Annotated in this window: 22 protein-coding genes and 3 pseudogenes; 19 read left to right on the top strand and 6 right to left on the bottom strand. The window is 58.6% G+C overall.

Annotated elements, in window-relative coordinates:
* The first annotated feature begins 121 nt into the window (after positions 1-121).
* The 5 genes from argE (at position 122) to NE852_RS31495 (ending at position 3,963) form a co-directional block, all read left to right on the top strand.
* On the top strand, positions 122-1,246 hold the full coding sequence (argE, locus tag NE852_RS31515) for an acetylornithine deacetylase (protein ID WP_008523500.1): 1,125 nt from the start codon (positions 122-124) through the stop codon (positions 1,244-1,246).
* A gap of 10 nt (positions 1,247-1,256) precedes the next feature.
* Complete coding sequence (locus NE852_RS31510) at positions 1,257-2,180, top strand: glyoxylate/hydroxypyruvate reductase A (RefSeq protein ID WP_008523499.1); 924 nt, start codon at positions 1,257-1,259, stop codon at positions 2,178-2,180.
* A 28-nt stretch (positions 2,181-2,208) separates the two neighbouring features.
* Positions 2,209-2,562: a cupin domain-containing protein gene (locus NE852_RS31505; protein WP_008523498.1), complete on the top strand. Its 354-nt coding sequence runs from the start codon at positions 2,209-2,211 to the stop codon at positions 2,560-2,562.
* Between the two features lie 152 nt (positions 2,563-2,714).
* Complete coding sequence (locus tag NE852_RS31500; protein WP_008523497.1) at positions 2,715-3,500, top strand: phosphotransferase; 786 nt, start codon at positions 2,715-2,717, stop codon at positions 3,498-3,500.
* 19 nt (positions 3,501-3,519) lie between these two features.
* Positions 3,520-3,963 carry an Lrp/AsnC family transcriptional regulator gene (locus tag NE852_RS31495; protein WP_008523496.1) on the top strand — a complete coding sequence of 148 codons (444 nt, stop codon included), beginning with the start codon at positions 3,520-3,522 and terminating at the stop codon, positions 3,961-3,963.
* A 326-nt stretch (positions 3,964-4,289) separates the two neighbouring features.
* On the opposite strand, the gene NE852_RS31490 is transcribed toward NE852_RS31495, so the two are convergent.
* From NE852_RS31490 to NE852_RS31470, 5 genes are all read right to left on the bottom strand, one after another.
* Entirely contained in the window at positions 4,290-5,705 is a 1,416-nt protein-coding gene (locus NE852_RS31490; RefSeq protein WP_008523495.1) for an aspartate ammonia-lyase, read from the bottom strand.
* A gap of 10 nt (positions 5,706-5,715) precedes the next feature.
* The gene (dapA, locus tag NE852_RS31485) at positions 5,716-6,594 is read right to left on the bottom strand and encodes a 4-hydroxy-tetrahydrodipicolinate synthase (protein ID WP_008523494.1); all 879 of its coding nucleotides are present in this window, start codon (positions 6,592-6,594) and stop codon (positions 5,716-5,718) included.
* 50 nt (positions 6,595-6,644) lie between these two features.
* Positions 6,645-8,057 (bottom strand): aldehyde dehydrogenase family protein, encoded by a 1,413-nt coding sequence (locus NE852_RS31480; protein WP_258157036.1) that lies wholly within the window; start codon positions 8,055-8,057, stop codon positions 6,645-6,647.
* Positions 8,057-9,118 (bottom strand): homoserine dehydrogenase, encoded by a 1,062-nt coding sequence (locus NE852_RS31475; RefSeq protein WP_258157035.1) that lies wholly within the window; start codon positions 9,116-9,118, stop codon positions 8,057-8,059. Before NE852_RS31475 ends, NE852_RS31480 begins: the two co-directional genes overlap by 1 nt.
* A 245-nt stretch (positions 9,119-9,363) precedes the next feature.
* Entirely contained in the window at positions 9,364-9,840 is a 477-nt protein-coding gene (locus NE852_RS31470) for an Lrp/AsnC family transcriptional regulator (RefSeq protein WP_008523489.1), read from the bottom strand.
* A 171-nt stretch (positions 9,841-10,011) separates the two neighbouring features.
* Here NE852_RS31470 and NE852_RS31465 point away from each other — a divergent pair, with 171 nt between their 5' ends.
* The 9 genes from NE852_RS31465 (at position 10,012) to NE852_RS31425 (ending at position 18,390) form a co-directional block, all read left to right on the top strand.
* A complete protein-coding gene (locus NE852_RS31465) occupies positions 10,012-11,412 on the top strand; it encodes an aspartate aminotransferase family protein (RefSeq protein WP_258157034.1) in 1,401 nt (466 codons plus the stop codon).
* 29 nt (positions 11,413-11,441) lie between these two features.
* Positions 11,442-12,218, top strand: coding sequence for an amino acid ABC transporter ATP-binding protein (locus NE852_RS31460; RefSeq protein WP_008523486.1), 777 nt, complete (start codon positions 11,442-11,444; stop codon positions 12,216-12,218).
* Between the two features lie 37 nt (positions 12,219-12,255).
* The gene (locus tag NE852_RS31455; protein ID WP_258157033.1) at positions 12,256-13,074 is read left to right on the top strand and encodes a transporter substrate-binding domain-containing protein; all 819 of its coding nucleotides are present in this window, start codon (positions 12,256-12,258) and stop codon (positions 13,072-13,074) included.
* A gap of 61 nt (positions 13,075-13,135) precedes the next feature.
* Complete coding sequence (locus NE852_RS31450; RefSeq protein WP_008523483.1) at positions 13,136-13,849, top strand: ABC transporter permease subunit; 714 nt, start codon at positions 13,136-13,138, stop codon at positions 13,847-13,849.
* Between the two features lies 1 nt (position 13,850).
* The gene (locus NE852_RS31445; protein ID WP_008523482.1) at positions 13,851-14,531 is read left to right on the top strand and encodes an ABC transporter permease; all 681 of its coding nucleotides are present in this window, start codon (positions 13,851-13,853) and stop codon (positions 14,529-14,531) included.
* A gap of 23 nt (positions 14,532-14,554) precedes the next feature.
* A complete protein-coding gene (locus NE852_RS31440) occupies positions 14,555-14,908 on the top strand; it encodes a cupin domain-containing protein (protein ID WP_008523481.1) in 354 nt (117 codons plus the stop codon).
* Between the two features lie 43 nt (positions 14,909-14,951).
* Entirely contained in the window at positions 14,952-16,271 is a 1,320-nt protein-coding gene (locus NE852_RS31435) for an FAD-binding oxidoreductase (protein WP_037170765.1), read from the top strand.
* A 140-nt stretch (positions 16,272-16,411) separates the two neighbouring features.
* The gene (eutB, locus tag NE852_RS31430; protein ID WP_008523479.1) at positions 16,412-17,395 is read left to right on the top strand and encodes a hydroxyectoine utilization dehydratase EutB; all 984 of its coding nucleotides are present in this window, start codon (positions 16,412-16,414) and stop codon (positions 17,393-17,395) included.
* A complete protein-coding gene (locus NE852_RS31425) occupies positions 17,395-18,390 on the top strand; it encodes a cyclodeaminase (RefSeq protein ID WP_008523478.1) in 996 nt (331 codons plus the stop codon). The genes eutB and NE852_RS31425 overlap by 1 nt, the downstream gene beginning before the upstream one ends.
* Before the next feature lie 26 nt (positions 18,391-18,416).
* Here NE852_RS31425 and NE852_RS31420 read toward each other — a convergent pair.
* Positions 18,417-19,301 (bottom strand): annotated as a pseudogene (locus NE852_RS31420) (LysR substrate-binding domain-containing protein).
* A gap of 427 nt (positions 19,302-19,728) precedes the next feature.
* Here NE852_RS31420 and ltaE point away from each other — a divergent pair.
* The 5 genes and pseudogenes from ltaE (at position 19,729) to NE852_RS31395 (ending at position 24,929) form a co-directional block, all read left to right on the top strand.
* Positions 19,729-20,766, top strand: a complete 1,038-nt coding sequence (ltaE, locus tag NE852_RS31415; protein ID WP_008523477.1) for a low-specificity L-threonine aldolase — start codon at positions 19,729-19,731, stop codon at positions 20,764-20,766.
* 309 nt (positions 20,767-21,075) lie between these two features.
* Positions 21,076-22,066: pseudogene (locus tag NE852_RS31410) on the top strand (threonine dehydratase).
* 381 nt (positions 22,067-22,447) lie between these two features.
* A pseudogene (locus NE852_RS31405) lies at positions 22,448-22,870 on the top strand (ATP-binding cassette domain-containing protein); the annotation flags it as partial.
* A 118-nt stretch (positions 22,871-22,988) separates the two neighbouring features.
* Positions 22,989-24,491, top strand: coding sequence for an NAD-dependent succinate-semialdehyde dehydrogenase (locus NE852_RS31400; RefSeq protein WP_008523475.1), 1,503 nt, complete (start codon positions 22,989-22,991; stop codon positions 24,489-24,491).
* A gap of 84 nt (positions 24,492-24,575) precedes the next feature.
* Positions 24,576-24,929, top strand: coding sequence for a cupin domain-containing protein (locus NE852_RS31395; protein WP_008523474.1), 354 nt, complete (start codon positions 24,576-24,578; stop codon positions 24,927-24,929).
* The last annotated feature ends 143 nt before the right edge of the window (positions 24,930-25,072 follow it).

Below are 25,072 nucleotides of genomic sequence, written 5' to 3'. Positions count from 1 at the left end.
TCGGCGGACAGAGACTGGGAAGGGTTCGTCCCGAGCGATGAATGTGCACCGGTGCTCAGAACGCAGCCTATATGTGAATGGCGGTCTCCTTCTGGGGCCCGGAAGTGACGGAGAAACGGCGATGAATGCTAAAGACATACTCGAGCAGTTGGTCGCCTTTCCGTCCGTCGTCGGGACTCCGAACGGCGATATCGTTGCATGGGTGAAGGACTATCTCGAAAGTCATGGCGCCCAAGTGACTGTCTTGCCCGGACCGGAAGGAGACAGAGCAAATCTATTCGCCACCATCGGCCCGAAAGACATGCCCGGTTACATTCTTTCCGGCCATATGGACGTTGTCTCCGCGTCCGAACGGACATGGACGTCGGATCCTTTCCGCCTGCGGGCTGAAGGCGATCGACTTTTCGGCAGGGGGGCGTGCGACATGAAGGGCTTTCTTGCTGCCGCCCTGGCGGGACTTCCCGCGATGGCAAAGATGCCATTGGCCCGTCCGATCCACTTCGCCTTCTCGTATGATGAGGAAGCCGGCTGTCGCGGTGTACCGCACATGCTACGGCAGATACGGAACCTGTGCGCCCCACCTTCGGGAGCAATTATCGGCGAGCCGAGCAGCATGTTGGCGATCCGAGGTCACAAGGGAAAAGCGGCCGCCCGCATCGAGATCCATGGTATAACCGGCCATTCGTCGCGCCCCGACAAGGGTCTGAATGCCATTCACGCTGTAACTGCGGTGATGTCTGCGACCCAGAACATCGTCGACAAACTACCAAACAGCGCCTTAGATCAGAACTTCGAGCCGCCTTATTCCACTCTACAAATCGGAACGATCACGGGCGGACGCAGCGTCAACGTCATCCCCGATCACTGCGTTTTGGAACTGGAAGCCCGCGCCGTTCCCGGCGTATCGCCAGCGGATCTTCTGGAACCTATTAAGGTGACTGCCGAGGCTTTGGAGGCGGACGGTTTCCGCACCGTATGGGAAATCAGTAGCACCTATCCCGCACTCTCACTTGATGCCGACGCGCCTCTCGCCCGGCTGATGGAGGAGCTAAGCGGCGCGTCGACCTTGGCAGCCGTCAGCTTCGGCACCGAGGCTGGCCTCTACCAGGCCGCCGGCATCGACGCGATCATCTGCGGCCCCGGGGACATCTCCCGCGCCCATCGCGCCGACGAATTCATCCGCACTGATGAACTCGCTGCCTGCGAGCAAATGCTCGTGCGGCTTGCCGAAACCCTGCAAGACTGAGAGGGCACCCATGGCTTTCTGGTTCAATTCGGATCGAGAAAGAGGCCTCGTCTTCGCCGAGGCTTTTGCACGCGACCTACCCGATCTGCCGTTCGCGATGGATATTTCCGAGTATGACCCGGATGAGATCCGCTACATCCTCACGTGGACTGCGCCGCCTGATCTTTATCGCTTCAGGAATTTGGAGGTGGTCTTCTCGATCGGCGCCGGCGTCGACCAGTTCAAACCAGGGACCCTGCCCCCTGGCGCTATCCTCGTCAGAATGGTCGAGGACGGCATCGTCCGGATGATGCAGGAGTATGTGACGCTCGCCGTGCTCGCCTTGCACCGCAAGTTGAAGGCCTATATTGGTCAGCAGGCCGACGCCGCCTGGCTCCCGCTTCCCGTGCGTCAGGCAGCCCAGCAGCGGATCGGTATCCTGGGCCTTGGCATGCTCGCTCAGGCCGTCATGGAGCGACTGAAACCCTTCGGCTTTCCGCTTGCCGCATGGAGCCGCTCGGAACGACAGGTGGATGGTGTTGACTGCTATCATGGGTCGGACGGGCTCACGCCGTTTCTGGCGCGCACCGACATCCTGATCTGTCTCCTGCCGCTGACGCAAGGGACGCATGGGCTGCTTGATGCCAGGCTCTTCGCGACCCTTCCGGCCGGCGCGGCGCTCGTCCATGTGGGGCGCGGCGCGCAACTCGATCATGACGCGCTCATTGCGGCTCTCGACGAGGGACATCTGTCCGGCGCGTTCATTGATGTCACCGAGCCTGAGCCCTTGCCCCCAGAACATGGTTTCTGGCGACATCCAAAGATCATTCTGACGCCACACGTTGCAAGCGTTACGCAACCGGAGACGGCAGCTCGCGCTGTTATCGACAACATCAAACGTCATCGCGACGGCCTCGACCCGATCGGGCTTGTCGATCGCGACCGCGGTTATTGAGCTGCAACCAGGAGAGCAAGGAGAAAATATGTCCCTCCTCAAGACCATCGTACCCAACAGCACCGAAACACCGCGTGAGGCTAGGCCCGGCCCCGAACGCCTGATCGCCGGCGATCCCTTATTCAAGACCTGGGCTCAGGACGTGGCGCGAGACGATATGATTCATACCGGCGTCTGGGAAGCGACGCCTGGCCTGACGCGCTCCGTCAAGGGTGAGACATTCGAATTCTGCCACATCCTTGCAGGCGTCGTGGAAATCACTCCGGACGGCGGGGAACCGGTTACCTACAAAGCGGGCGATAGTTTCGTGATGAAACCCGGATTCATCGGCACCTGGCGGACCGTGGAAACCGTCCGGAAGATCTACGTCACAGTCATGTAAACAGCGGCCGTCCTGCGTGCGCTGACGGTTCGGCCCGGACAAACAAATATACCACAAGGCGGCGGAACCAATGTCTTTTCGCCGCCCTTCACGGCGTGGCGACGCAAACCCGGGGCCGAGCCGCGGACTTCATCGTTGAAAAGGGCAGGAAAATGGCTGTTTTTACTGAACTTTCTGACGAAGATCGCCAAACCATTGCCGCGGCCTACGGGTTTACATCACTTCTGTCGGTGATTGGGATTGCGGACGGCGACTCCGAGACGACGTACCTGTTTCGGACCAGGGAAGGCGAATTCATCGTTACACTTTTCGAGAATGGAGCCCAGCCAATAGACTTGGAAAGGGCTTTCGAAACCATGGAGGCGCTTCATCGACATGGCGTCCCCTGTCCCATCCCACTACGCACTGTCGACGGCCACGCCACGTCCCTGGCCGCAGGTCGGTTGGTTGCCACTGTCAGCTTCGTCCCAGGCGCATCGCCGACGTTTGCAGGTCCGGCAAAATGTATAAGCCTGGGTCGCGTTACGGCTCAAATCCACTCTATCTTGGAACGGGGGGCGAAATGCGCATCAACGGCTCTTCCCATTGGGACAGTTCACGGTGCATTGGTCCAGGAGAACGTCTTTTTCCTCGGCGAGAATGTCAGCGGGGTCATCAACTTCAGGCTACGGCACGAGGATGCGCTTGTGTCGGAACTTGCTGATGTGCTTGTCGGTTGGGCGGGCGAAACCAACGGAAACCTCAACAAAGAGCGCGCTTGCGCGCTACTGCAAGGTTACCAGGAAGTCCGATGCCTGACTGATAAAGAAAGGCAGGCGCTGCCAGGTTTCATAATGGCTTCGACATCGAAGCGATTTGCCAGTCGGAAGGAAAGAGCCTACCTACCGGAGATCGCCGTGTCAGCCTATCGGTCGGTAACGTCCGACATTCTCGCTTAAGAGACGCGGCTGAGGCTTTATGAAATATCTCCTCGATCGCACTGACGAACAGATACTCGTCGAATTGAAGGCGAATGCCCGAATTTCCCATGCGGAGTTGTCGGCGAAGGTGAACCTTTCTCGAAATGCCGTGCGTGTGCGGATCGAACGACTTGAGCGAGAAGGCTTCATCAGGGGATATACGATCGTCACCTGCGATGGGGGAAATAGCCAACACATCACAACCGCACTGATTTTCGTCTACCGTCACGATCGCATGAGGGGCGGCGACGTCATTCAGGCGCTACGGAAAATCTCGGAAGTCGTGGCTTGCGACGTTATGACCGGTGATTTCGATCTCCTTGTGAGGGTCGAGTCACATGAGGCTGACCGCATCCGGCAGATTTGGCAGTTGATTGCCGAGATGCCCGGCGTGCGCGATACGCTGACTGCGTTCGCTCTCTCCTCGGTAATTCGAAAATAGCCCCGAGTCATTGATTGGCGCGGCTGAGTAAACTCAAACAATAAACGGCAGGCCCGAACTTGATTTAATGGCAAGCGGCTTCTCCCATATATCCGCGATACCGCGCCAACACTCCGCTCTACCGCGATCGTTGATAAGCGGATTGGTCATTCCTCACGGGAGGTGTCTGGATCCTGAAGGCGCTCTGAAACGGGTTCGCGGCTCCCTAGAGCGAGTCGCGATCTTTCAGATTCTGCTCGTTGCGCTTTATGCCTTTGTATTACGCATGTCGGTATCGCAAAGCCACTGTACACTTTTGCGCGACATGCGCTAGCTTACCAGTTCTTTCAGCTCCCATGCCTGACGTCCGAATATGCGAACGCCGCGCCGGCTTCAAAGAGCTCTTTAATTTGATCGGGCGCTAGGATGCCTTCCTCTTCGACCACCTGCCGCAGCCCCCGCTTCTCTGCCAGCGCCTTCTTGGAAAGATGCGCGGCCTTACTGTACCCGATCAGCATCGCCAAGGGAGTTGCGAGTACGAGAGACTGATCGAGGAGGTCCTTGCACCGGTCGACATCAACTTCAATTCCATCGACGCATCGCTGCTTAAAAATTTCCATCCCCCGCGTCAACATCCGCATGGATTGGAGGATGTTGAGAATGATCACTGGCTCCATCGCATTGAGCTGCAATTGCCCCGCGCTTGCCGCCAGCGTGACAGTGAGATCATTTCCAATAACCTGGAATCCGATCTGGTTCATCATTTCGGGGATAACGGCATTGACTTTACCGGGCATGATTGAGGATCCGGCTTGCACGGGCGGAAGTCGGATTTCGCCCAGACCGCCCCTCGGCCCGCTGCTCAAGAGACGCAGATCATTGCAGATTTTTGTTAGTTTCACGGCAATTCGCTTGAGAACGCTGGAGAACGAAACGAAGCCGCCGGTGTCGGATGTCGCTTCGATAAAATTTCGAGCGGGGATCAGCCGAATACCGGAAATCTGAGTGAGGTGGGCGCAAGCCGCGCCGGGGAAGCCGCGGGGAACGTTAATTGAGGTTCCGATTGCCGATCCGCCGAGATTAACCTCTTTCAACAATCGGGAAGCGGACTGCAGCTGGTTGATATCTTCATCGATCAATTCGCCGAACGCATCAAATTCCTGTCCTGCTGTCATCGGGACGGCATCCTGCAATTGAGTGCGGCCGACCTTCAATGCGCTGGCATACTCGCGCGCCTTCGCACGGAATGCATCGCGCACGCCTACCTGAGACGCTATAAGCCCTTCGCAAGCGCGAAGAATCGTCAGACGCAGAGCGGTCGGATAGACATCGTTTGTCGATTGGGAAAGGTTCACGTCATCATTTGGATGAAGTTTGTCGTAGTCGCCGACATTCGCCCCAAGCTTCAGCAGCGCCAGGTTGGCCACAACCTCATTCAGATTCATATTAGTGGACGTGCCCGCGCCACCCTGCATCATATCGACAGGGAAGTTCCCATCAATGCACTTCAACTCGATGAGATCATCGCAAGCCTCGCAGATCGCCGATGCCTTTTCCGTCGGAAGAAGCCTAAGGTCAGCGTTTGCGCATGCTGCCGCCTTCTTGACCATAGCCATTGATTGAATGAGTTCGGGGAAGTCTTTCAGCCGAACGCCTGAAACGTCGAAATTGAGCTCAGCCCGTCGGGTATGGATGCCGTATAGAACCTCGCGAGGGATAGGAAGCGGGCCGATCAAATCGACCTCTACGCGTTCAATTCCCATTCTCCGCTCCTTAATCCAGAATTCCGGCATGGCGCATCGCATGGACGATGGCCTCTTTAACGGGCGGGCTCACCTCGACGAGAGGAAGGCGGAGGTCTCCGCGAATCCTGGAAAGTTGTGACAGCGCGAATTTCACGCCAGCCGGACTGGTCTCGAGAAACAGCGCGTGGTGGAGGGGCATCAGCCGGTCTTGAAGGTCCAGCGCCGTCTTGAAGTCGCCTTTCAGGCACGCACGCTGGAAGTCTGCACACAGCCGGGGAGCAACGTTCGCGGTTACTGAGATGCAGCCGTGGCCGCCATGGGCCATGTAACCAAGCGCCGTGCCGTCTTCGCCGGTGAGAAGATTGAACTCATTGCCGCAGGTCATACGCTCCAGAGACGGTCGCAAGAGATTACCTGTCGCGTCCTTGACACCCTTGACGTTCGGACAATCCCTGAAAATACGGGCAAGCGTTTCGACTTGAATATCGATCACGCTCCGACCCGGGATATTGTAGACGATGATCGGAACCGTGGCTTCGGCGTCGATGGCCCTGAAGTGCTGATAGATCCCCTCTTGGGTGGGTTTATTGTAGTAGGGCGCGACGATCAGCAAGCCGTCCGCGCCGGCCTCCTGTGCATGCCGCACGAAGCTGATTGCTTCCTCCGTGCTGTTGGAGCCGGCGCCGGCTATGACCGGAATGCGACCGTTCGCTGCCGCGATCGCGAGTTCCACGACGCGCTTGTGTTCGGCATGACTGAGGGTCGGGCTTTCCCCCGTTGTTCCGCAGGGGACGAGCCCGGACGTGCCCTCGGCGATCTGCCATTCGATTAGGCTGCGAAGCGTAACCTCATCCACTTTCCCACCGGCAAATGGGGTGACAAGGGCCGTGATGGATCCTTTGAACATCTTGACTTCCAAAAACGACGATGGGTTCAAATTGCCGCCGGCTTCGCCGATCAGTGTTGCAGTGACGTGATGCAGACGACCTTCGGCTGGGTCATGTCCTCGTAAGAAAACCGAACGCCTTCGCGTCCCATGCTGCCGTATTTGAACCCGCCAAACGGCATTGCGTCGAAGCGATAGTCGGACGACTGGTTGATCATGATACCGCCGGCATCAATCCGCTTGGCGGCATCGAGGGCGTTGGCAAGATCGTTGGTAAAGATCCCGGCATGGAGGCTGTATTCGGGCTCGTTCGCTCGCTGTATTGCCTCGTCGAGCTCATCGAACGGTTGCAGTATGACGACCGGAGCGAAGACTTCGTCGTTCAATACGTCGCACGTCGCCGGCACATTTTCCAGGACGGTTGGGGGATAGAGAGTGCCGACTGGCTTGTGACCGCAAAGCAGCGTCGCGCCGGCAGCGATTGCTCGATCGACCATGGCGGCGGCACGGTTCACCGCGCTTACGGAGATCATCGGGCCCATATCAGTCTCAGAGTTCATCGGATCGCCGGTCTTCATCCAGGCGGTCCGAGCCACGAACTCGGTCTTGAAGCGCTCATAGACCGAGCGCTGTACCAGAATCCGCTGTGTTCCGATGCAGTTTTGGCCGGCTGCCCAGAAGGCACCTGACACGCAATCCTCCACGGCAGCGTCAACATCGCTGTTTTCCATCACGATAACAGGGGCATTGCCGCCGAGGTCCATCGCGAGCTTCTTGATGCCGGCGGCTTTTGCGATAGCCTCGCCGGTGACAAAACCGCCCGTGAAGGAGATCATGCGAACGTCTCTCGCCGAAACGAGCGCCTTGCCGAGTTCGGCGCCGCCGACAGCGACCGTGATGACCTCCTCCGGCAAACCGCTTTCGATCAACACCTCCACCAGCTTGATGGCGGAGAGCGGCGCAAGCTCCGACGGCTTCAGCAGTACTGCATTGGCGCCGGCGATGGCAGGCCCAAGCTTGTGCGCCACGAGATTGAGCGGATCATTGTAAGGCGTGATCGCCGTGATGATGCCGAGGGGCTCCCGGGTATACCAGCCTTGACGAGATTCCGAGCCGGCATAAGCATCGAAGGGAATGACCTCTCCAGCATTCCGCTTGGCCTCTTCCGCGGAGAGTTTCAGGGTGTTGACACAACGTGTCGCCTCCTTGCGGGCCTGAGCGATTGTCTTCCCCGCCTCTCGTACGATCAGGAGCGCGAACTCCTCCTTGCGTTCTTCGATAGTGGCTGCGGCCCTTTCGAGAATTGCAGAGCGGTGGTGACGGGGGAGCGACCGGGCAATCTGCGCGCCGCGCCTGGCGCGTTCGAGCAACAGCTCGACATCGTCGGCACTGGTCTCCTTAACGGCTCCGACAAAGCTGCCGTCAAAGGGACTATTGACAATGATCTCGTTGGAAGGGGTGGGGTTCGGGGCCAGACCGGGCATTACGCAGCCTCCTTCGCGAATTCGGGCGGGTGGGCAGTGTGTATCGCCACGATGTCGGACAGCAGAGCGTAAGCGGTTTCCATCCGTCCGGCACCTGGGCCAGTGACAGTGACGGAGCCGAGCAGTTCAGTGTTCAGTGAAACTGCATTGGTCGCGCCGTTGACGCCGGCGAGCGGATGCCCAAGCGGAAGCTGTTGAGGTGCAACGCTGCCGCTTATCGTCCCGTCGGCGTTGCGAACTGCCGATCCGATCAATTTCCAACGGCTCTCGGTCCTGGCCGCTGTTTGAATATCGGTAGGAGAAAGCTTTGAAATGCCAATGCAGGAGACATCCGCGGGCTTGAGGTTTGCTCCCAGCAGCTCGTTTGCGAGGATCACGACCTTGAGGCGCACGTCGAAACCTTCGACGTCGGCGGTCGGATCGGCTTCGGCATAGCCGAGCGCCTGTGCCTCTGCGACAGCGCTGGCGAAGTCGAGACCCTTCTCCATGCGGCCGAGGACAAAGTTCGAGGTACCGTTGAGAATCCCTTCGAACCCTTTCACTTCTGCGCCAGCAAGGGTCTTTTTTGCCATGCGCATGACAGGCGTCCCGCTCATGACCGCGCCCTCATACTCGAAATGGACGCCGTTAGCCTTGGCAAGAGCCTTCAGTTCCTGAGCGGCGATTGCAACAGGCCCCTTGTTTGTGGTGACGATGTGCTTGCCGGACTTAAGGGCCCAGCGGCAATGCGAAATAGCGGGCTCGCCGTCCTTCGGGTTCGTAAATGTCGCTTCGACGACGATGTCGGCCGGCGCCGTCTTGATGATCGCTTCATTGTCCGCTTCCGCTTTGCCGCCGGAGAGCCCGCCGAAGCCGCCCTTCGCAAAATTGGCATCCACGAGCGTCTTGGCGTCCAGACCGTTCGGCGAAATGACGGAACCGAGATGGAGATCACTGACGGCAACGATGTTAAGGCGAAAACCAAGATCCCGCTCCCACAGCGGGTTCTTCGTCGCGATGAGCTCCGCCAAAGCGCGGTTGACGCCACCAAATCCTACTAGTGCGATATTGTAGATCTTCATGCGGTTCCTCCGGTGAAGCGATTTATGTGCGCATCATCGGATACAGATCGGTCAGTTTGAACGGCACAAACAGACCAATCCACCTTGCATTTTGCTCATGACGCTGACGGCTTGCCGCCTGCCTTCAATCCGCCCGCAGCGCTCGAACGATAATGGTCCGGCTCCGGAGACATTCCCAGGTGCAATCCGTCGAAGTATCAAACGTCATTCCGCGAAAACCCGGCGGACTCAAGGCCGTGTCTATCTCAGGAGAAGTGATCAAAGTCGATCGGCACTGAAAAGCCTGTCTTGACGCGGTCCATGACCACCATTGTCTTGAAGCCCTTGATATCGGGATTTTCATAGAAGAACTTGCGGGTAAAGACCTCGTAGTCTTCCATGCTCTCGGCAGTGACAATCAGGACGAAATCCGCATCGCCTGTTACATAGTAGCCGTTCATCACTTCCGGCGTCTGCCGTATCGATTGCTTGAACCGGTCAACGATGTCGGCTCTTTCGCGCTCGAGCGTGACCAGTACAAGCATTGCGATCGGCCGGCCGACAGATTTGGGCTTCACAACCGCAATCTCAGCCTCAATCACGCCCGCCTCACGAAGCCGCTTGAGGCGGCGCTGCACCGCAGTGGCCGAAAGACCGACCATCGCACCGAGTTCCTCGCTGCTGTGTCTGTTATGGACCTGCACGAGACTGAGAAGACGAGCATCTAGCCGATCGAGCTGCATGGGAAACTCCGCAGGATTTCATCGTTTAACGGACCAAAAAAGCAGGAATTCCTCGTCCAAGCAAGCCTTCCGCCGGAATTCATCGTCTCAATACTTCTACGCTTGATGGACAAGACAGAGGCGGCAGCAATGTGCAGCCCGAGATGACCTCGCTGCATGAGGAACCGAGAAATGACCAATATTGCTGAAATTGCTGACATGGACCGCAGGACCGTCCTGCATCCGTTCACTTACCTTAAGAATTACGCTGCCGGAGAGACCGATCCCACCATCGTCGAGACTGGAAAAGGCGTTCGTATCCGCGATGCATCCGGCCGAGAATATCTGGACGGCTTTGCGGGCCTCTATTGCGTGAATGTCGGCTATGGCCGCACCGAAGTCGCCGAAGCGATCGCTCGGCAGGCTTACAAGCTTGCCTATTACCACTCTTACGCAGCACACACGACTGAGGAGCTCGCACGACTTTCGGATCGCCTGGTGCGAATGGCCCCAGGCAAAATGTCGAAGGTCTTTTACGGACTGTCCGGTTCCGACGCGAATGAGACGCAGGCGAAGATCGTCTGGTATTACAACAATCTGCGCGGGAAAGCGCAAAAGAAGAAGATCATCTCGCGTGAGCGCGGCTATCATGGATGTTCAGTGGTTTCCGGCTCCATGACAGGCTTGAGCTTTTACCACGATCATATGGATCTGCCGGTTTCGGGGATTCTGCGCACCGGCGTCCCACATTTCTATCGCGGTGCGATGCCTGGCGAGACCGAAGAAGCCTTTTCACAGCGCCGCGCTGATGAATTGGAAGCGCTTGTTCTCGCCGAAGGGCCGGACACTGTCGGCGCCTTCATAGCGGAGCCGGTCCTTGGAACGGGAGGCATTACACCGCCGCCGGCAGGATACTGGCCGAAGATCCAAGCTGTGCTGAAGAAGTACGACGTGCTGCTGATTGCCGACGAGGTGGTCTGCGGGTTTGGCCGCACCGGTGCCATGTTCGGTTCGGACCTCTACGGTATGGATCCCGATCTGATCACCGTCGCCAAGGGCTTGACGTCAGCCTATGTGCCGCTGTCGGCGGCCATCGTTTCGCAAAAAGTCTACGAGGTCATGGAGGAGGCAACGCCGCGTGTGGGCTCGTTCTCACATGGCTACACCTACTCCGGTCATCCGATCGGCGCCGCGGCCGCGAACGCGGTTCTTGATATCATCGAGCGCGAAAACCTTGCCGGCCAGTCCGCGACGAAAGGCGCTTATCTTATGCAACGGCTGAAGGCGGAGTTCGAGCAAAATCCGATCGTCGGGGAGGTTCGTGGTGTCGGCATGCTTGCAGCCATCGAGTTCGTTTCCGATCGCGGTAGCCGGGCTTCGTTCGATCCCGGCCTGAAGGTCGGCGCGCGCATCTCCCAAGCCGCGCGAAATCGCAACCTCATTGCCCGCGCGATGCCGCATGGGGACATTCTGGGCTTTGCACCGCCACTTGTGATGACGGAAGCGGAAATCGACGAAATGGTAGCGATCGCAAGGGCTGCCGTTGACGAGGTGTTGCGGGAGCTGGACTCTCAAGGACTGGTGGCGGGATAACGAATGGGCGACTGTCTGAGGCTTTGCGCATGAACGCAGTTCTAAAGGTTCGAGAACTCACCAAGACGTTTGGATCGACGAAGGTACTCGATGGTATCAGCTTCGACATGAGCGAAGGTGAGGTCATTTCCCTGATCGGGTCGTCCGGATGTGGGAAAAGCACCGCCCTTCGCTGCATCAACTTTCTGGAGACGCCGACATCAGGTCGGATCGAGTGCATGGGTCAGTCGGTCTGCGTTGTCAATGACGAGCGCGGCAGGAGCCAGATTGTCAACGCTCGCGATATCAGGAACCTTCGCAGGCAGATTGGCATGGTGTTCCAGAACTTCAATCTCTGGCCTCACCTGAACGTCCTGTCTAACGTGACCGAGGCACTCGTTTGGGTGCTGAAACTCGCGAAGAAAGACGCTGAAGAGGTCGCGCTCTCGGCCTTGTCGAAAGTCGGCATGGCGAGTTTCCGCGATCGCTACCCGCAACAGCTTTCGGGCGGGCAGCAACAACGCGTCGCGATCGCACGTGTTCTGGCGATGAGACCAAAACTGATGCTGTGCGATGAGCCGACATCTGCACTGGACCCCGAGCTCGTGGGTGAAGTGCTGAAAGTCATAAGGGCGCTGGCGGAATCGGGGGCTACGATCCTCCTCGTCACGCATGAAATGCGGTTCGCACGCGATGTGTCGAACCGGATGATATTCCTGCAAAACGGCCGCCTTGAGCAGGATGACGAGCCGAAGGAACTGTTTCGAAATCCCGCAACGGAAGGGGTGAAGCGTTTTCTATCGACAGTGATGGCAGCCAACGCCTGAAACCGCGCTACAACGAAAACCAAAAGGGGTAACAATCATGATCAATAGCAATCTCATCAAGTCAGCATTGGCAACCAGCCTTCTCGTCTGCGCACTGGCGACGGGCGCGTCGGCAAAGGACGGCGTTCTGCGTATCGGGACGGAGGGCGATGCGCCGAAGTTCAGCATGGCCGATCCGAGCGGCAACGTAACCGGATTCGACGCCGATATCGCCAATGGCCTCTGCGCCGAGCTGAAACTGAAGTGTGAATTCGTCGTACAGACATTCAGCTCGCTGGTGCCCTCCATGGATAAAGATCGCTTTGACGTCATCATTTCCGGCCTCGGTATCACCGCCGAACGTGAGAAGAAGATCGACTACTCCATCCCCTATGCGACAACGCCGCTCTATTTCGCTGTTGCCAAGGACTCTCCGCTTGCAGGTCTCAAGAGCCTCGCCGAAATCGAGAAGGCCCTAGAGGGCAAGAGTGTCGGCGTCGTCACCGGGACGACCTACGCCAGGTTCATGGAGAAGCGGATGCACGGCGCCGATCTTAAGACATACGACGCCGTCACTCAGCTGACAGCCGATCTCGCGAGCGGTCGCATCGACATCGCCTTCGCGGATTCGCCGACATGGATGGATTTTCTCGCAACGCCTGACGGCGCCAACTTCACCAAAATCGACCTGAAGATCATGGCCATGGATGACCCAGACGTTCTTGGCCATGGCATGGGAGTCGGCATGCGCAAGGGCAATACCGAACTCAAGACGAAGGTCGATGCCGCCCTGTGCAAGATGATCAACGATGGCAAGGTCAAGGAAGCCTCGATGCATTGGTTCCAGGACGACTACACGATTCCCTGCAAGAAGTGATCGTTTTGAACGTGAAGCCTGCCTTGGCACAGCCCAAGGCAGGTTAGGGGGGATTGTGTCCATGTTGGGTGATCTTTGGGTGTTGATGGTGGAGCAAAGTTGGGCGCGGGCTCTGCTGAAAGGAAGTGTCGTCACGATCGTCATCGGTTTGATCGGAATGGCACTCGGTTTTCTCGTTGCAACACCCTTGGCCATCATGCGCTGGCGGAAGGTCGTGGTCGTCTCGCAACTTGTCGACGGGTACAGCATTCTCGTTCGTGGCGTTCCGGGCTTGCTGGTCATCTATCTCCTGTTTTTCGGGTCGATCGAGTGGGTGAAGGCGATTACGGCTGCGTTCGGCTATCAGGACTCGGCTGATAACGCATATCCCTACATCGTCGGGGTAATCGCGATTGCCGTCATCTCGTGCGCCTATTCGATCGAAGTCATCCGTGGTGCGCTTCAGGCCGTGCCTTACGGTCTGCTGGAAGCCGCTCAGTCGCTCGCCTTGCCAAGAGGGGTAACGTTTATGCGCATCACGTTCCCACTGGCACTGCGGCTGGCGCTTGGCGGGATCAACAACGTCTGGCAGATGACGATCAAGGATACGTCGCTTGTCTCGGTCGTCGGCTTACAGGAATTAATGAGGACGGCTGCCATCGGCGCAGGAATCACACGATCCCCGCTGCTTTTCTACTGTATCGCTGCGGCGCTCTTCTTCTGCATGACCGCAGTCAGTCAAACCGTGTTTTCCAGCGCTGAACGTGCGCTCGACCGCGGCTTCCGAGGACGCTGATATGGATCTCGGGATAATTGCATATGCCGTTCCGTTCCTTGTCACAGGTGCCAAGATGACGTTGCTGATCGCCCTATTCGGCGTCGGTATCGGGCTTCCCTTTGGTGTCGCCGTCGGGCTCGCGCGCTGCTCGAGAAGCCGGGTATTGCGCCGCGTATGCGACGCCTACTGCGCGATCTTCCGCGGCACGCCTATGCTGGTGCAGGTCTTCGTCATCTATTACGGCTTGGCCCAGGTGAGTTTCATTCGTCAGAACCCCATTCTATGGTGGATGATCGGAGATGGGCTGAACGCTGCAATCCTTGCTGTGGTGCTCAACACCGGTGCCTACACGGCGGAGATTTTCCGCACGGCTTTCCTCTCCCTGCCGAAAGGACTTATCGAAGCGGCAGAATCCTGTGGCATGCACCCGTGGCACGTCTTCAAGAGGGTGAAGTTTCCGCTTGCCGTGCGCCAGGCTCTTCCCGCTTATAGCAGCGAGGCGGCGATCATCGTGAAGGAATCCAGCCTAGCATCCACGATCACCGTTCTCGAAATCACCGGATATGCGAAGCGGCTCATGAGCGAGACTTTCGCGATCATGGACATCTTCATCGTCACCGCAGCGTTCTATCTCACCATCAACGTCGTCGTTCTGACGGGTTTGAAACACCTCGAACGGCGCCTGTCGTTTGTCCGATAAACAGATCCAAGAAAGGTCTACCAATGTCCAAACTCACTTTCGTCGATTACGGCAACCTGCCTCAACCGCGAAAAGGCCAGCCCGCGCCTGAAAGGCTTATCGAGGGTAATCCGCAATTTCTCGCCTGGGACATTGCGCAGACCGCCGACGGCGTCGTTCGCTCCGGCGTCTGGGAAGCGACACCCGGCGCCTACCGCTCGATCAAGGGCGAAACTTTCGAATTCTGTGTCATTCTTTCGGGCGTGTCTGAGCTGATCGAGGATGGCTGCGAGCCGCGGCGCATCGTTGCCGGCGACGCCTTCGCGATGCATCCGGGTTTCGTCGGAACCTGGAGGGTGATCGAAACGACGCGAAAGCTTTGGGTCTGCCGAGACTAAGCCAATAATCGATTGAAATCATCTTTCCGGAACTTAAGCTCTCATGGCCCAGGCTCAAGCGCATCCCATTAAATCCACGCCGTACTGGTGGGAGGACAGCACATTTCCTTCCCTGCCAGCGCAGAATGTCGAGAAAACATGCGACGTGGCGGTCGTTGGGGGAGGGTATACGGGTTTGTCGGCAGCGCTCGAACTTGCTCGTGCGGGCAAGCATGTGCAGCTGTTCGACCGTCAGGCCCTTGGCCTTGCGGCATCGGGCCGCAATGGGGGCATGGCCAGCGGAAGCATCCGTCCGGGGCGGAAGGATTTGGTCAGGCGATTTGGGCAGGAGAGGGCGCAAGCCATTCTCCTGGAAGGTAAGGCGGCGCGAGAGGATCTCTGGCGCTTCCTCAGAGACGAGAATATCGAATGTGACTTCTCACTGTCTGGCGCCTTCAACGGGGCCATGACAGCTGATCAAGCCGACGAACTCCGTCGTCAGGCAGACTTTCTGCATCAGAATCTCGGCATCGAGGCATACCCGGTGGAAAGGGCCGATGTTCCGAATTTCATCGGAACTGACCTTTATGTCGGAGGCTTTGTGCGCAAAGACATCGGTGGGCTGCAGCCGGCCAAGCTTCTTGCGGCCATGATCGATCTGGCAAGTTCATCGACGGCGGTCATACATGAAAATACCGCAGTCCTTAGATCGACTAGCGAGGCCGGAGGCGTGCGAATTCAAACGCAGCGCGGAGAGGTTTTCGCCAGAAAGCTTCTTGTCTGCACTGATGGCTACACCGACGGTTTCGACCCGTGGCTGCGTCGCCGGCTTGTTCCTGTTCGCAGCAGGATAATTGCGACTGAGCCGCTCGACAGGGAGGTGATGGATCGGCTGATGCCGCCACGCATGATGTATGGCGACCTGCGTAAGCTTAGCTATTATTATCGGCCGTCGCACGATGGATCTCGGATCTTGTTCGGCGGGCGCGACGGGACGACTGAAGGGGACTCCGCTGCTCCGATTGCACATCTGCAAAGCGAACTTGCTCGGCTCTTTCCCGAACTCGCAGGAATAGGTCTTACGCACAGCTGGTTCGGCTATGTCGCCATGAACCGCGACATGATCCCGCGCATGTTCTCCCGCGGAAATACAGTCTATGCGACCGGCTATTGCGGCTCCGGTGTCGTGTGGGCCAGATGGCTGGGCAAAAAGGCGGCGTTCAAGATCCTCGGTGACGGGGAACAATCGCGGTCTGCGTTCGATTTCGATGCCGCTCCGAGGGCCGTCCCATTCTTCAACGGCAAACCCTGGTTCATTCCTATCGTTTACTCGATGTATGCGCGGCACGACAGGAACATGCTCCTCAGACGCCGGAAGGGCTGAGGTTCAGGTGCCATACTCGTTTCTGCAAGTCCGCGACGGCGCCGAAAAAGTTCGTGCCGTCCGCTTGCAATCAAGCCCCTGCGTTGGCGCTACGCGCAGCAGACAACAACTGGCAAAGGCCGGAGCTAAGGTGAACAGACATGATTAGTCTGGAAACGATTGAGCAGGCGCGCGAGCGCATCAGCAAGCACATCCGGATCACGCCTGTGGTCATGTCGGCGACACTGTCCGAACTGGCCGGGACGCAGTTCGGCCCGAAGCTGGAGCATCGCCAATTGACCGGAAGCTTCAAGCTTCGTGGAGCAACCAATGCAATTTTGCAGCTCACTCAAACCGAGCGGGATAGAGGCGTTGTTGCGGCTTCCACGGGCAATCACGGACGCGCGCTGTCCTATGCCGCCGACGCGATTGGCTCCCGAGCGACCATTTGCATGTCGCACCTCGTGCCGGAAAACAAGGTGTCCGAAATCCGCCGACTCGGCGCTCGCGTACGGATCGTCGGGTCATCCCAAGATGAAGCGCAGGTCGAGGTTGATCGTCTCGTCGCGGAGGAGGGCCTCACCATGATCCCGCCCTTTGATCACCCCTGGATCATCGCCGGCCAGGGCACCGTCGGACTTGAAATTGTCGAGGCGATGCCTGACGTCGCCGCGGTTCTCGTTCCCCTGTCCGGCGGCGGTTTGGCAGCAGGTGTCGCGTCGGCGGTCAAGGCGGTGCGCCCGGATGCCAAGGTAATCGGTATAACTATGGAAAGGGGAGCAGCGATGAAGGCTAGCATGGACGCGGGGCACCCGGTCCAGGTCGAAGAACATCGAAGTTTCGCCGACTCGCTCGGTGGCGGCGTCGGTTTGGCCAATGCCTGGACGTACCCGATGTGCAAAACCCTTCTCGACGACGTGGTGCTCGTCAGCGAGCGTGAGATAGCCGCTGGGATACGTCACGCCTATGCGTGTGAGCGTGAGTTAATCGAGGGTGCTGGGGCAGTCGGCATTGCTGCGCTGCTCTCAGGTAAACTGGCGCAGGTTGAAGGCCCGATCGTTGCCATTCTTTCAGGCGGTAACATTGACATGGCCTTGCACATGAAGGTGGCCAACGGCCTTGACACAATTGATGAGGGACGCTGATGTCAAAAATCAGGATTTTGACCGAGTCAGAGCTTCGAACCATCATTCCGCTCGACATGGATGCGGTGAATTGCGTTGAAAACGCTTTCCGCGCATTGGCCGTGGAAAACGCGGTTCAGATGCCGCCGATTTTGCGCCTCGACGTGCCCGACAGCAGAGGCGAAGTCGATGTGAAGACGGCTTATATTCGTGGTTTGAGGAGCTTTGCCATCAAGGTCAGCCCTGGTTTCTTTGATAATCCGAAGATCGGGCTTCCCAGCACCAACGGTCTGATGGTCTTGCTGTCGAGCAAAACGGGCTTGGTGCAGGCGCTCTTGCTGGACAATGGCTACCTCACCGACGTTCGCACAGCGGCCGCTGGCGCTGTCGCGGCAGACCATCTGGCACGGAAGGACGCGTCGATTGCAACGGTCTTCGGGGCGGGCGTTCAGGCCAGGCTGCAACTCGAGGCCCTCATGCTGGTGAGACCTATTCGAGAGATCCGCGTTTGGGCGCGTGATTATCGACGGGCGCAAGCGCTTGTCGGGCAGATCAGAGGCAGACAAGATCTGTCCATTTCCGCATTTGAGGATCCGCGAAGCGCGATCGCCGGGTCACAGATCGTCGTCACGACGACACCTGCCGACCGACCGATTGTCGATGCCTCGTGGCTCGAACCCGGACAGCACCTGACCGCCATGGGTTCGGACGCGGAACATAAGAACGAGATTGACCCCATCGCTATCAAAGCGGCAGATGTTTACGTGGCTGACAGCCTCAAACAAACGCGAAGATTGGGTGAATTGCGCCATGCCATCGACGCAGGTCTCGTCGCAAGTGACGCTGATTTTCCGGAGCTAGGTCAGGTCGTTGTGGGTGCCAGACCGGGCCGCAGAAGTGCCTCGGACATCACCATAGCCGATCTTACGGGCACCGGTGTTCAGGATACCGCTATTGCCACGCTGGCGTTTGCGCGCGCCGAAGAACGAAGTGCCGGCACGTTCTTTGAAAGTTGACAGTCGTCGGCTCTTTGCCGCCGACCTCATGACGCAGCATGAAAATCTTCTTGGATGGTGGCGAGAAGCCAAGACACGAATTGATCGATTCCAGCTGTCCTCCTCGCCAGTGCCGAACGAATAACGCCGTAATGTGAACCATCAGGGTGAAAGCTGAATGGTGCGGTCAGGCGGCCTTTGCGGATATCGTCAATGGCAATGATTTTTGGGCACATGGCTACACCAAGACCGCTGGCTGCGGCCTCCACCATCAGGAAATGATGGTCAAGAGAGCGCGTCGAGCGCGGCTTCGGCGCGTCCGGATGAGCGGTAGACCACTTCTGCCATCCATCCGGACGGGTCTTTGCAGCAAGCGCGACATAATCGCCGGCAGCAAACCGATCCGTCATGGCAGGATGCATGACAGGACCGACTTCCTCCTCGATCAACCGTTCGACCTGCCAATTCGCATCGATCGCGAAATCAAGCCTGCGGATCGCAAGGGTGATACGGTCGCGCGCAAAATCGAACCCCCCGCCACCGACAGAAAGATGAAAGTCAATTTCGGGATGGCGATCCTGAAATTCCGAGAGGCGCGGGATCAGCCATCGCATGGCGACGGATCGTTCGCATCAAACGACGATCGGTGGTGACAGATCGACTTTGCGGATATCCTCCAGCGCCGCCGAAACGAGGGACAAAGCGTCTGTCGTCGCCTTCGCGAGCCGTGAACCCTCCTCCGTCAGCCTTAGGCCACGCCCATCAACTTCCAGCAAACGAATGTCGAGGTGTTCGGAAAGTTTCGAAACGCGCCGGCTGACAGCACCGTGCGTCAAATTTAACTCAGCCGCCGCCGCACGCACGGAACCAAGCCGCGCAACGACTTCAAAGGCACGCAGGTCATCGAGGGATGGAATGTCCGACCGCTTCATTGGTGACAAACTATCACCGGTAGATTAGATTTGAAATCATATCAATTTCCATCTCAAAGTACGGCGGATCGGCCGAGGCGGCGCTCTCGTGAAGGGCGGCTCCTCGAATCTGCAGAATAGGACAGGACGGCAACGTTTCGGATGTTGTCTCCATCGAAGATGGCAGCCTCCCGTGAACCGAGACAACATATGTGACGTCACAGGGCGGCTGCCGCTTGCAGACAAGCCGAGAAGATCGAGCCAAAGATCGAGTTGCAGGTGGTGGTCGAGGCAGCCAACGCCACATTGACATGACACCATGACTCGACGCGGCTAGATCGCATGATTGGTGATCCTATATCACCATAATCCGTCAGTTTATATAGATTGTCCGAGCCTATCCATTCGCTAGTATGACCGATACAGCCAAACCGATAGGGTCTCGATCATGCAAGCCAATGCTGCTATCCGCCTGGACTTCCGCTCTGATACGGTCACCCGTCCCACCCTTGGCATGCGTGCGGCGATGGCTGCCGCCGAGGTGGGCGACGATGTCCTTGGCGACGACCCGACGGTCAAGGCGCTCGAGGCCCGACTTGCCGCAGTGTTCGGCAAGGAAGCGGGACTGTTCGCGCCAACCGGCACCATGTCCAATCTCGCTGCGATCATGAGCCATTGCCAGCGCGGCGAGGAATTTCTCTGCGCAACCGGAGCTCACACCTATCTGTGGGAAGCCGGAGGCGCTGCGGTGCTGGGCTCGGTCCAGCCGCAGCCATTGCCGGTGCGCGCCGACGGCACGATCCCCCTCGAGGAGCTTCACGCCGCGGTGAAGGACGATGATCCGCATTTTGCGATCACGCGACTGGTCAGCATCGAGAACACGTTCGCCGGGCGGGTCCTGCCGCGCGATCATCTGGCCGAGGTCGTCGAATTTGCGCGGGAGCGGAAGCTCGCCACCCATCTCGATGGTGCGCGGCTGTTCAACGCGGCTGCGGCGCTCGGCGTTGATGTCGGGTACCTGGCAGAGGGCTTCGATAGCGTGTCGCTGTGCCTTTCAAAGGGGCTGGGGGCGCCGATCGGATCAGTGCTGGTCGGCGATGTCCCATTGATCGCCCGTGCGCGCCGATGGCGCAAGATGCTCGGCGGCGGAATGAGGCAAGCAGGGATAATTGCAGCGGCTGGGCTGTACGCGCTCGACCATCACGTCGACCGGCTGGTCGAGGACCACGCCAATGCTCGGGTGCTCGCGCAAACATTTGCGGGAATTGAGGGGCTGAAGGTGACCCCGCCGCAATCAAACGTGGTCTTTGTCGAGCTCGCGCCCGAGCTGGCGACCCGGCTATCCCAGGCGCTAGGTGAGCGCGGCATCGCGGCGAGTTTTTGGCCAGGTGGGCGAATGCGCTGGGTCACCCATCTCGATGTCAACCGTGCCGCTGTCGACGAAGCCATCGCGGCAGTGCGCGAGATCACTGAGGGCCGGACATGAGAGGCGTCATCGATCCACGATTGATCATCAGAATAACAAGCGCCACTGCCGCACCGAACAGCCCTTTGCGCCGTCATAGCCCAATGACGGCGCCGGTCTGACGGGGAGCAGGAGAGCGTGCAGACCGGATGGGCGGTCGCAACTGGCGGAAAGACTGCCAAGGCAGGGGCGCTTCCCATATTTACCTGAAGAAGCACCGATATTGTAGGTGGGGTCTGGTGGAGATGCGGTAGGTGGCAGAAACCTTCGCCACGTTATTGGACCGGTAAACGACGCTGGTTACGCGTCGAACAAGCAAGGAAGCAAGGCATGCATCTGTTCGCACGCAAGGACCTCGAGGAAGCCGCCGCACTCGTCTACCGGCATATGTCACCTACACCGCAATACGTGTGGCCGCAGATCTCGGAAATGGCAGGGGCCGTGGTCTGGATCAAGCACGAGAATCATACGCCAGCCGGCGCTTTTAAGGTCCGCGGCGGAATCACCTTTATGGATTGGCTCCGCCGCAGCGGGGGTTCGGCCAGGGGAATAGTCACGGCAACGCGCGGGAATCATGGCCAGAGCCAGGCCCGTGCCGCGCGGGCAGCCGGTCTTGCCGCCAAGATCGTTGTCCCGCAGGGCAATTCGGTCGAGAAGAACGCAGCCATGCGGGCCTTTGGCGGCGAGGTCATCGAGTACGGCCGCGACTTCGACGAGGCCCGTACCGAAGCTCGGCGACTTGCCGCCGAAACCGGCCTATTTCTGGTACCGCCCTTTCACGAAGAAATTGTCCGGGGTGTCTCAAGCTATGGGTTGGAACTCTTCACCGCAGTGCCCGATCTCGATGCGGTCTATGTGCCCATTGGCTGCGGCTCGGGGATTTGCGGCGTCATCGCCGCGCGCGAGGCCCTGGGCCTGAAGACGGAAGTGATCGGCGTAGTTTCGACGCACGCGCCGGCCGCGAAGCTCTCCTTCGAGGCCGGACGGCTGATCGAAACTGAAACGGCACTGACGTTCGCCGACGGCATGGCCGTACGCATTCCCGTCGAAGAAGCTTTCGTAAATCTACTCGAAGGGCGCCTCGCGGATCGTCGCCGTCAGCGACGAGGAGGTAGCCGAAGCGATGCGCCTCATCTACCGCATGACCCACAATGTCGCCGAGGGTGCCGGCGCCGCGTCACTTGCGGCGATGCTTAAGGAAGCCTCTGCCATGCGCGGCAGAAAAGTCGGCCTTATCTTGAGCGGCGCAAATGTGGACGCCGAGGTCTTCCAAAAAGTACTGGGTGGGGAGACACCACCGGTGGCGACGGTAAGCAAGTGACAGCAGGCGGCACGAGAGCTTAAGGCAGCGTTTTCACTATGGCTATCTCGTCGGAGCCGGCCGATAGTGTGAAGAGCCTTTACCCGGCCGCGGGCGAGCTCCGGCCACGGCTTCGGGGTCGTGCCAGTATCGGCCGCTTGTATCAGCATGCTGGACAAGTGGGATCGCTAGCCGCCCGAACCGCTACTTCTCCCTGCTGACCGTGTTGGCGTAGTCCCATCATGGGTCGGAAGGGTCGAGGTGCGCCCACGGTTGCGGTGTTCACCAGACGCGAAGGGGCTCGCCCTTCGATTCCTGCCCATACGCTCATCAATTTCGAGTAACCTTTCGGCGGCCGGAGAAAACCGCACCCCGGCGTACAATCCCAGCCAGGCAAAGCCGATGGTTTCCATCGACTCACTTACATGTCCTTCGGCGCCTATGTGGCTGTCTAGGATGTCGATCTCAGTGTCTCGGATGGCGAGTTCCTCGCTATCGTCGGACCTACCATATGCGGCAAGAGCACCATACTCAATGCGATCGCCGGCCTCCTGAAACCTGCAAGTGGCATCCTTTCCATCGACGGTCAGCCGGTGCGCGGGATCAAGAACGACATCGGTTACTTGTTCTAGGATGCATTGCTTCCGTTTAAGACCGCGATCAGAACGTGCAGCTCGGTCCCATGTTCAAGGGAGTCGGCGCTGCCGAACGTCGCAAGCGGTCGATGAGATGGCTCGCGAAAGTTGGGCTAAAAGGTTCGAGCATCGCAATCCGCATCAGCTTTCCGGCGGTCAGCGCAAGCGCGTGCAAACTGCGCAGTCGCTGACAGGGCACCGGGATTTCGGAAGATCGAAAATAATCCGCGAGACCAATTTGATCTATATTGACACCAATTGCTAAACCAATTCTATATTGATCGCACAACGATCCTGATTGGTAGCGAATGGTGGTGAACGTGAAAGCAACTCCGACACTTGAAGCAAGCCGTGCGCCTTCGCAGGCGGCTGTAGCATGCGAAGCTCCCACGCAACTGTTCATCGACGGCGAATGGGTTTCGGCAAAAGGTGGCCGGACCTTCGATGTGATCGATCCTTCGACTGCGGAAGCGATCGCCACAGTTTGTGACGGCGACATCGCGGATGCAATGGCGGCCGTCGACGCGGCAGAAAAGGCGGCTGCGGCCTGGAAGGCAACGTCGCCGCGGCGGCGCGCGGATGTCCTGATGAAGTGTTTTCACCTCCTTCTCGAACAAGCAGAGTGGTTGGCGCAACTGATCACGGTGGAAAACGGCAAGGCGCTTCCCGACGCGAGATCGGAGGTCGCCTACGCGGCCGAGTTTTTCCGTTGGTATGCCGAGGAGGCCGTTAGGGCTCCCGGTGAATTCGGATCAGCACCTTCGGGCGCAAACCAGATCATCGTCAGCCATGAGCCGATTGGTATCGCCGTATTGGTAACGCCCTGGAATTTCCCGGCAGCGATGGCGACCCGAAAAATTGCCCCGGCATTGGCTGCAGGCTGCACTTGCATCCTGAAGCCGGCAGCCGAGACGCCTCTGACGGCGCTCGCGATCGGCGAACTGATGCGTCGGGCAGGCATTCCCGCCGGAGTCGTCAACATCGTTCCCACGAAGAAAGCCGGGCCTGTGGTCAGCGCAATGCTGCATGACAAGCGGGTGCGGAAGCTGTCGTTCACTGGCTCGACAGGTGTTGGCAGGATACTGCTGCGCGAGGCTGCGGACCAGGTCGTCAGTTGTTCCATGGAACTGGGCGGCAATGCGCCTTTCATCGTGTTCGACGATGCCGATCTGGAGGCAGCCGTCGCCGGCGCGATGGTCGCCAAGATGCGCAACGGCGGTGAGGCCTGCACGGCCGCAAACCGCTTCTACGTCCAAAAGGGGATTGCGGCTGATTTCACACGACGCTTCGCGGAAGAGATGGCAGCGCTCAATGTCGGACCAGGACTAGCACCGGATACGCAGCTTGGCCCGCTGATCACCGATGCCGCGGTGACCAAGGCGGAGCGCTTGGTAGACGACGCGATCGCCAAGGGAGCCCGGCTGGTTACCGGTGGTAGCAGATTGAGCGGCGAGGGCTTCTATTATCTGCCAACTGTTCTGGCCGATGTCTCTCCAGACGCTGAGATCCTTAGCGAAGAAATCTTCGGTCCGGTCGCGCCGGTTATTGTGTTCGACACCGAGGAAGAGGTCGTCGAGCTGGCCAACGATACCGAATATGGACTTGTATCCTATGTCTTTAGCCGGGACCTCAAGCGTGCGCTTGCAGTCGCGGGCAGGCTGGAAAGCGGCATGGTCGGAATTAACCGCGGCGTCGTCTCCGACGCCGCCGCGCCGTTCGGCGGAATGAAACAGAGCGGCCTCGGACGCGAAGGCAGCCACCAAGGCATGCTCGAATACCTCGAAACGAAATACATCGCCGCCACCTGGTAAGCGCGCTTCGATCAACTCAGATCAGATCGGCTTGGAACCTTACAAGGGTAACGTGGATGGCTCCAGCCAGAAATAGGAGAGACAATGTCCCTACTAAAAACCATCGACCCGAATCCATCATTCGAGCCCAAGCAGCGAACTGCCGAGCCGGATCGCCTCATCGCTGGCAGCCCCGCTTTCAAGACCTGGCTGCAGGACACTGCCAAGGACGGCAAAGTCAACACGGGGGTCTTCGAGGCGACGCCGGGCGAAACGCATTCCATCAAGGGCGAGACATTTGAATTTTGCCATCTCGTCCATGGCGTGATCGAATTGACCGAGAAGGGGAAGGAGCCCGTCATTTATCGCGCGGGTGATAGCTTCGTGATGAAGCCCGGTTACGTCGGCGTTTGGAAGACGATCGAAACGGTGCGGAAGATCTTCGTCACCGTCACCTGATCATTCGAGGAAGTCGCTAGCCTTGCGTTGCCCTATTTCGAGGTGCAAACGGAGCACTAAGCCAGCGCAAGGTCCCTTGAATGGTTCAACCCCGACTGGGTAGGCGCTTTATTCGTCCATCCGACTTTCAAACTCCGCTTGGA

This window comes from Rhizobium sp. Pop5 (genome assembly GCF_024721175.1).
Lineage (GTDB): Bacteria > Pseudomonadota > Alphaproteobacteria > Rhizobiales > Rhizobiaceae > Rhizobium.
Note: the sequence above shows the minus strand (reverse complement) of the source record. Positions and strands in the feature narration are given on the sequence as shown.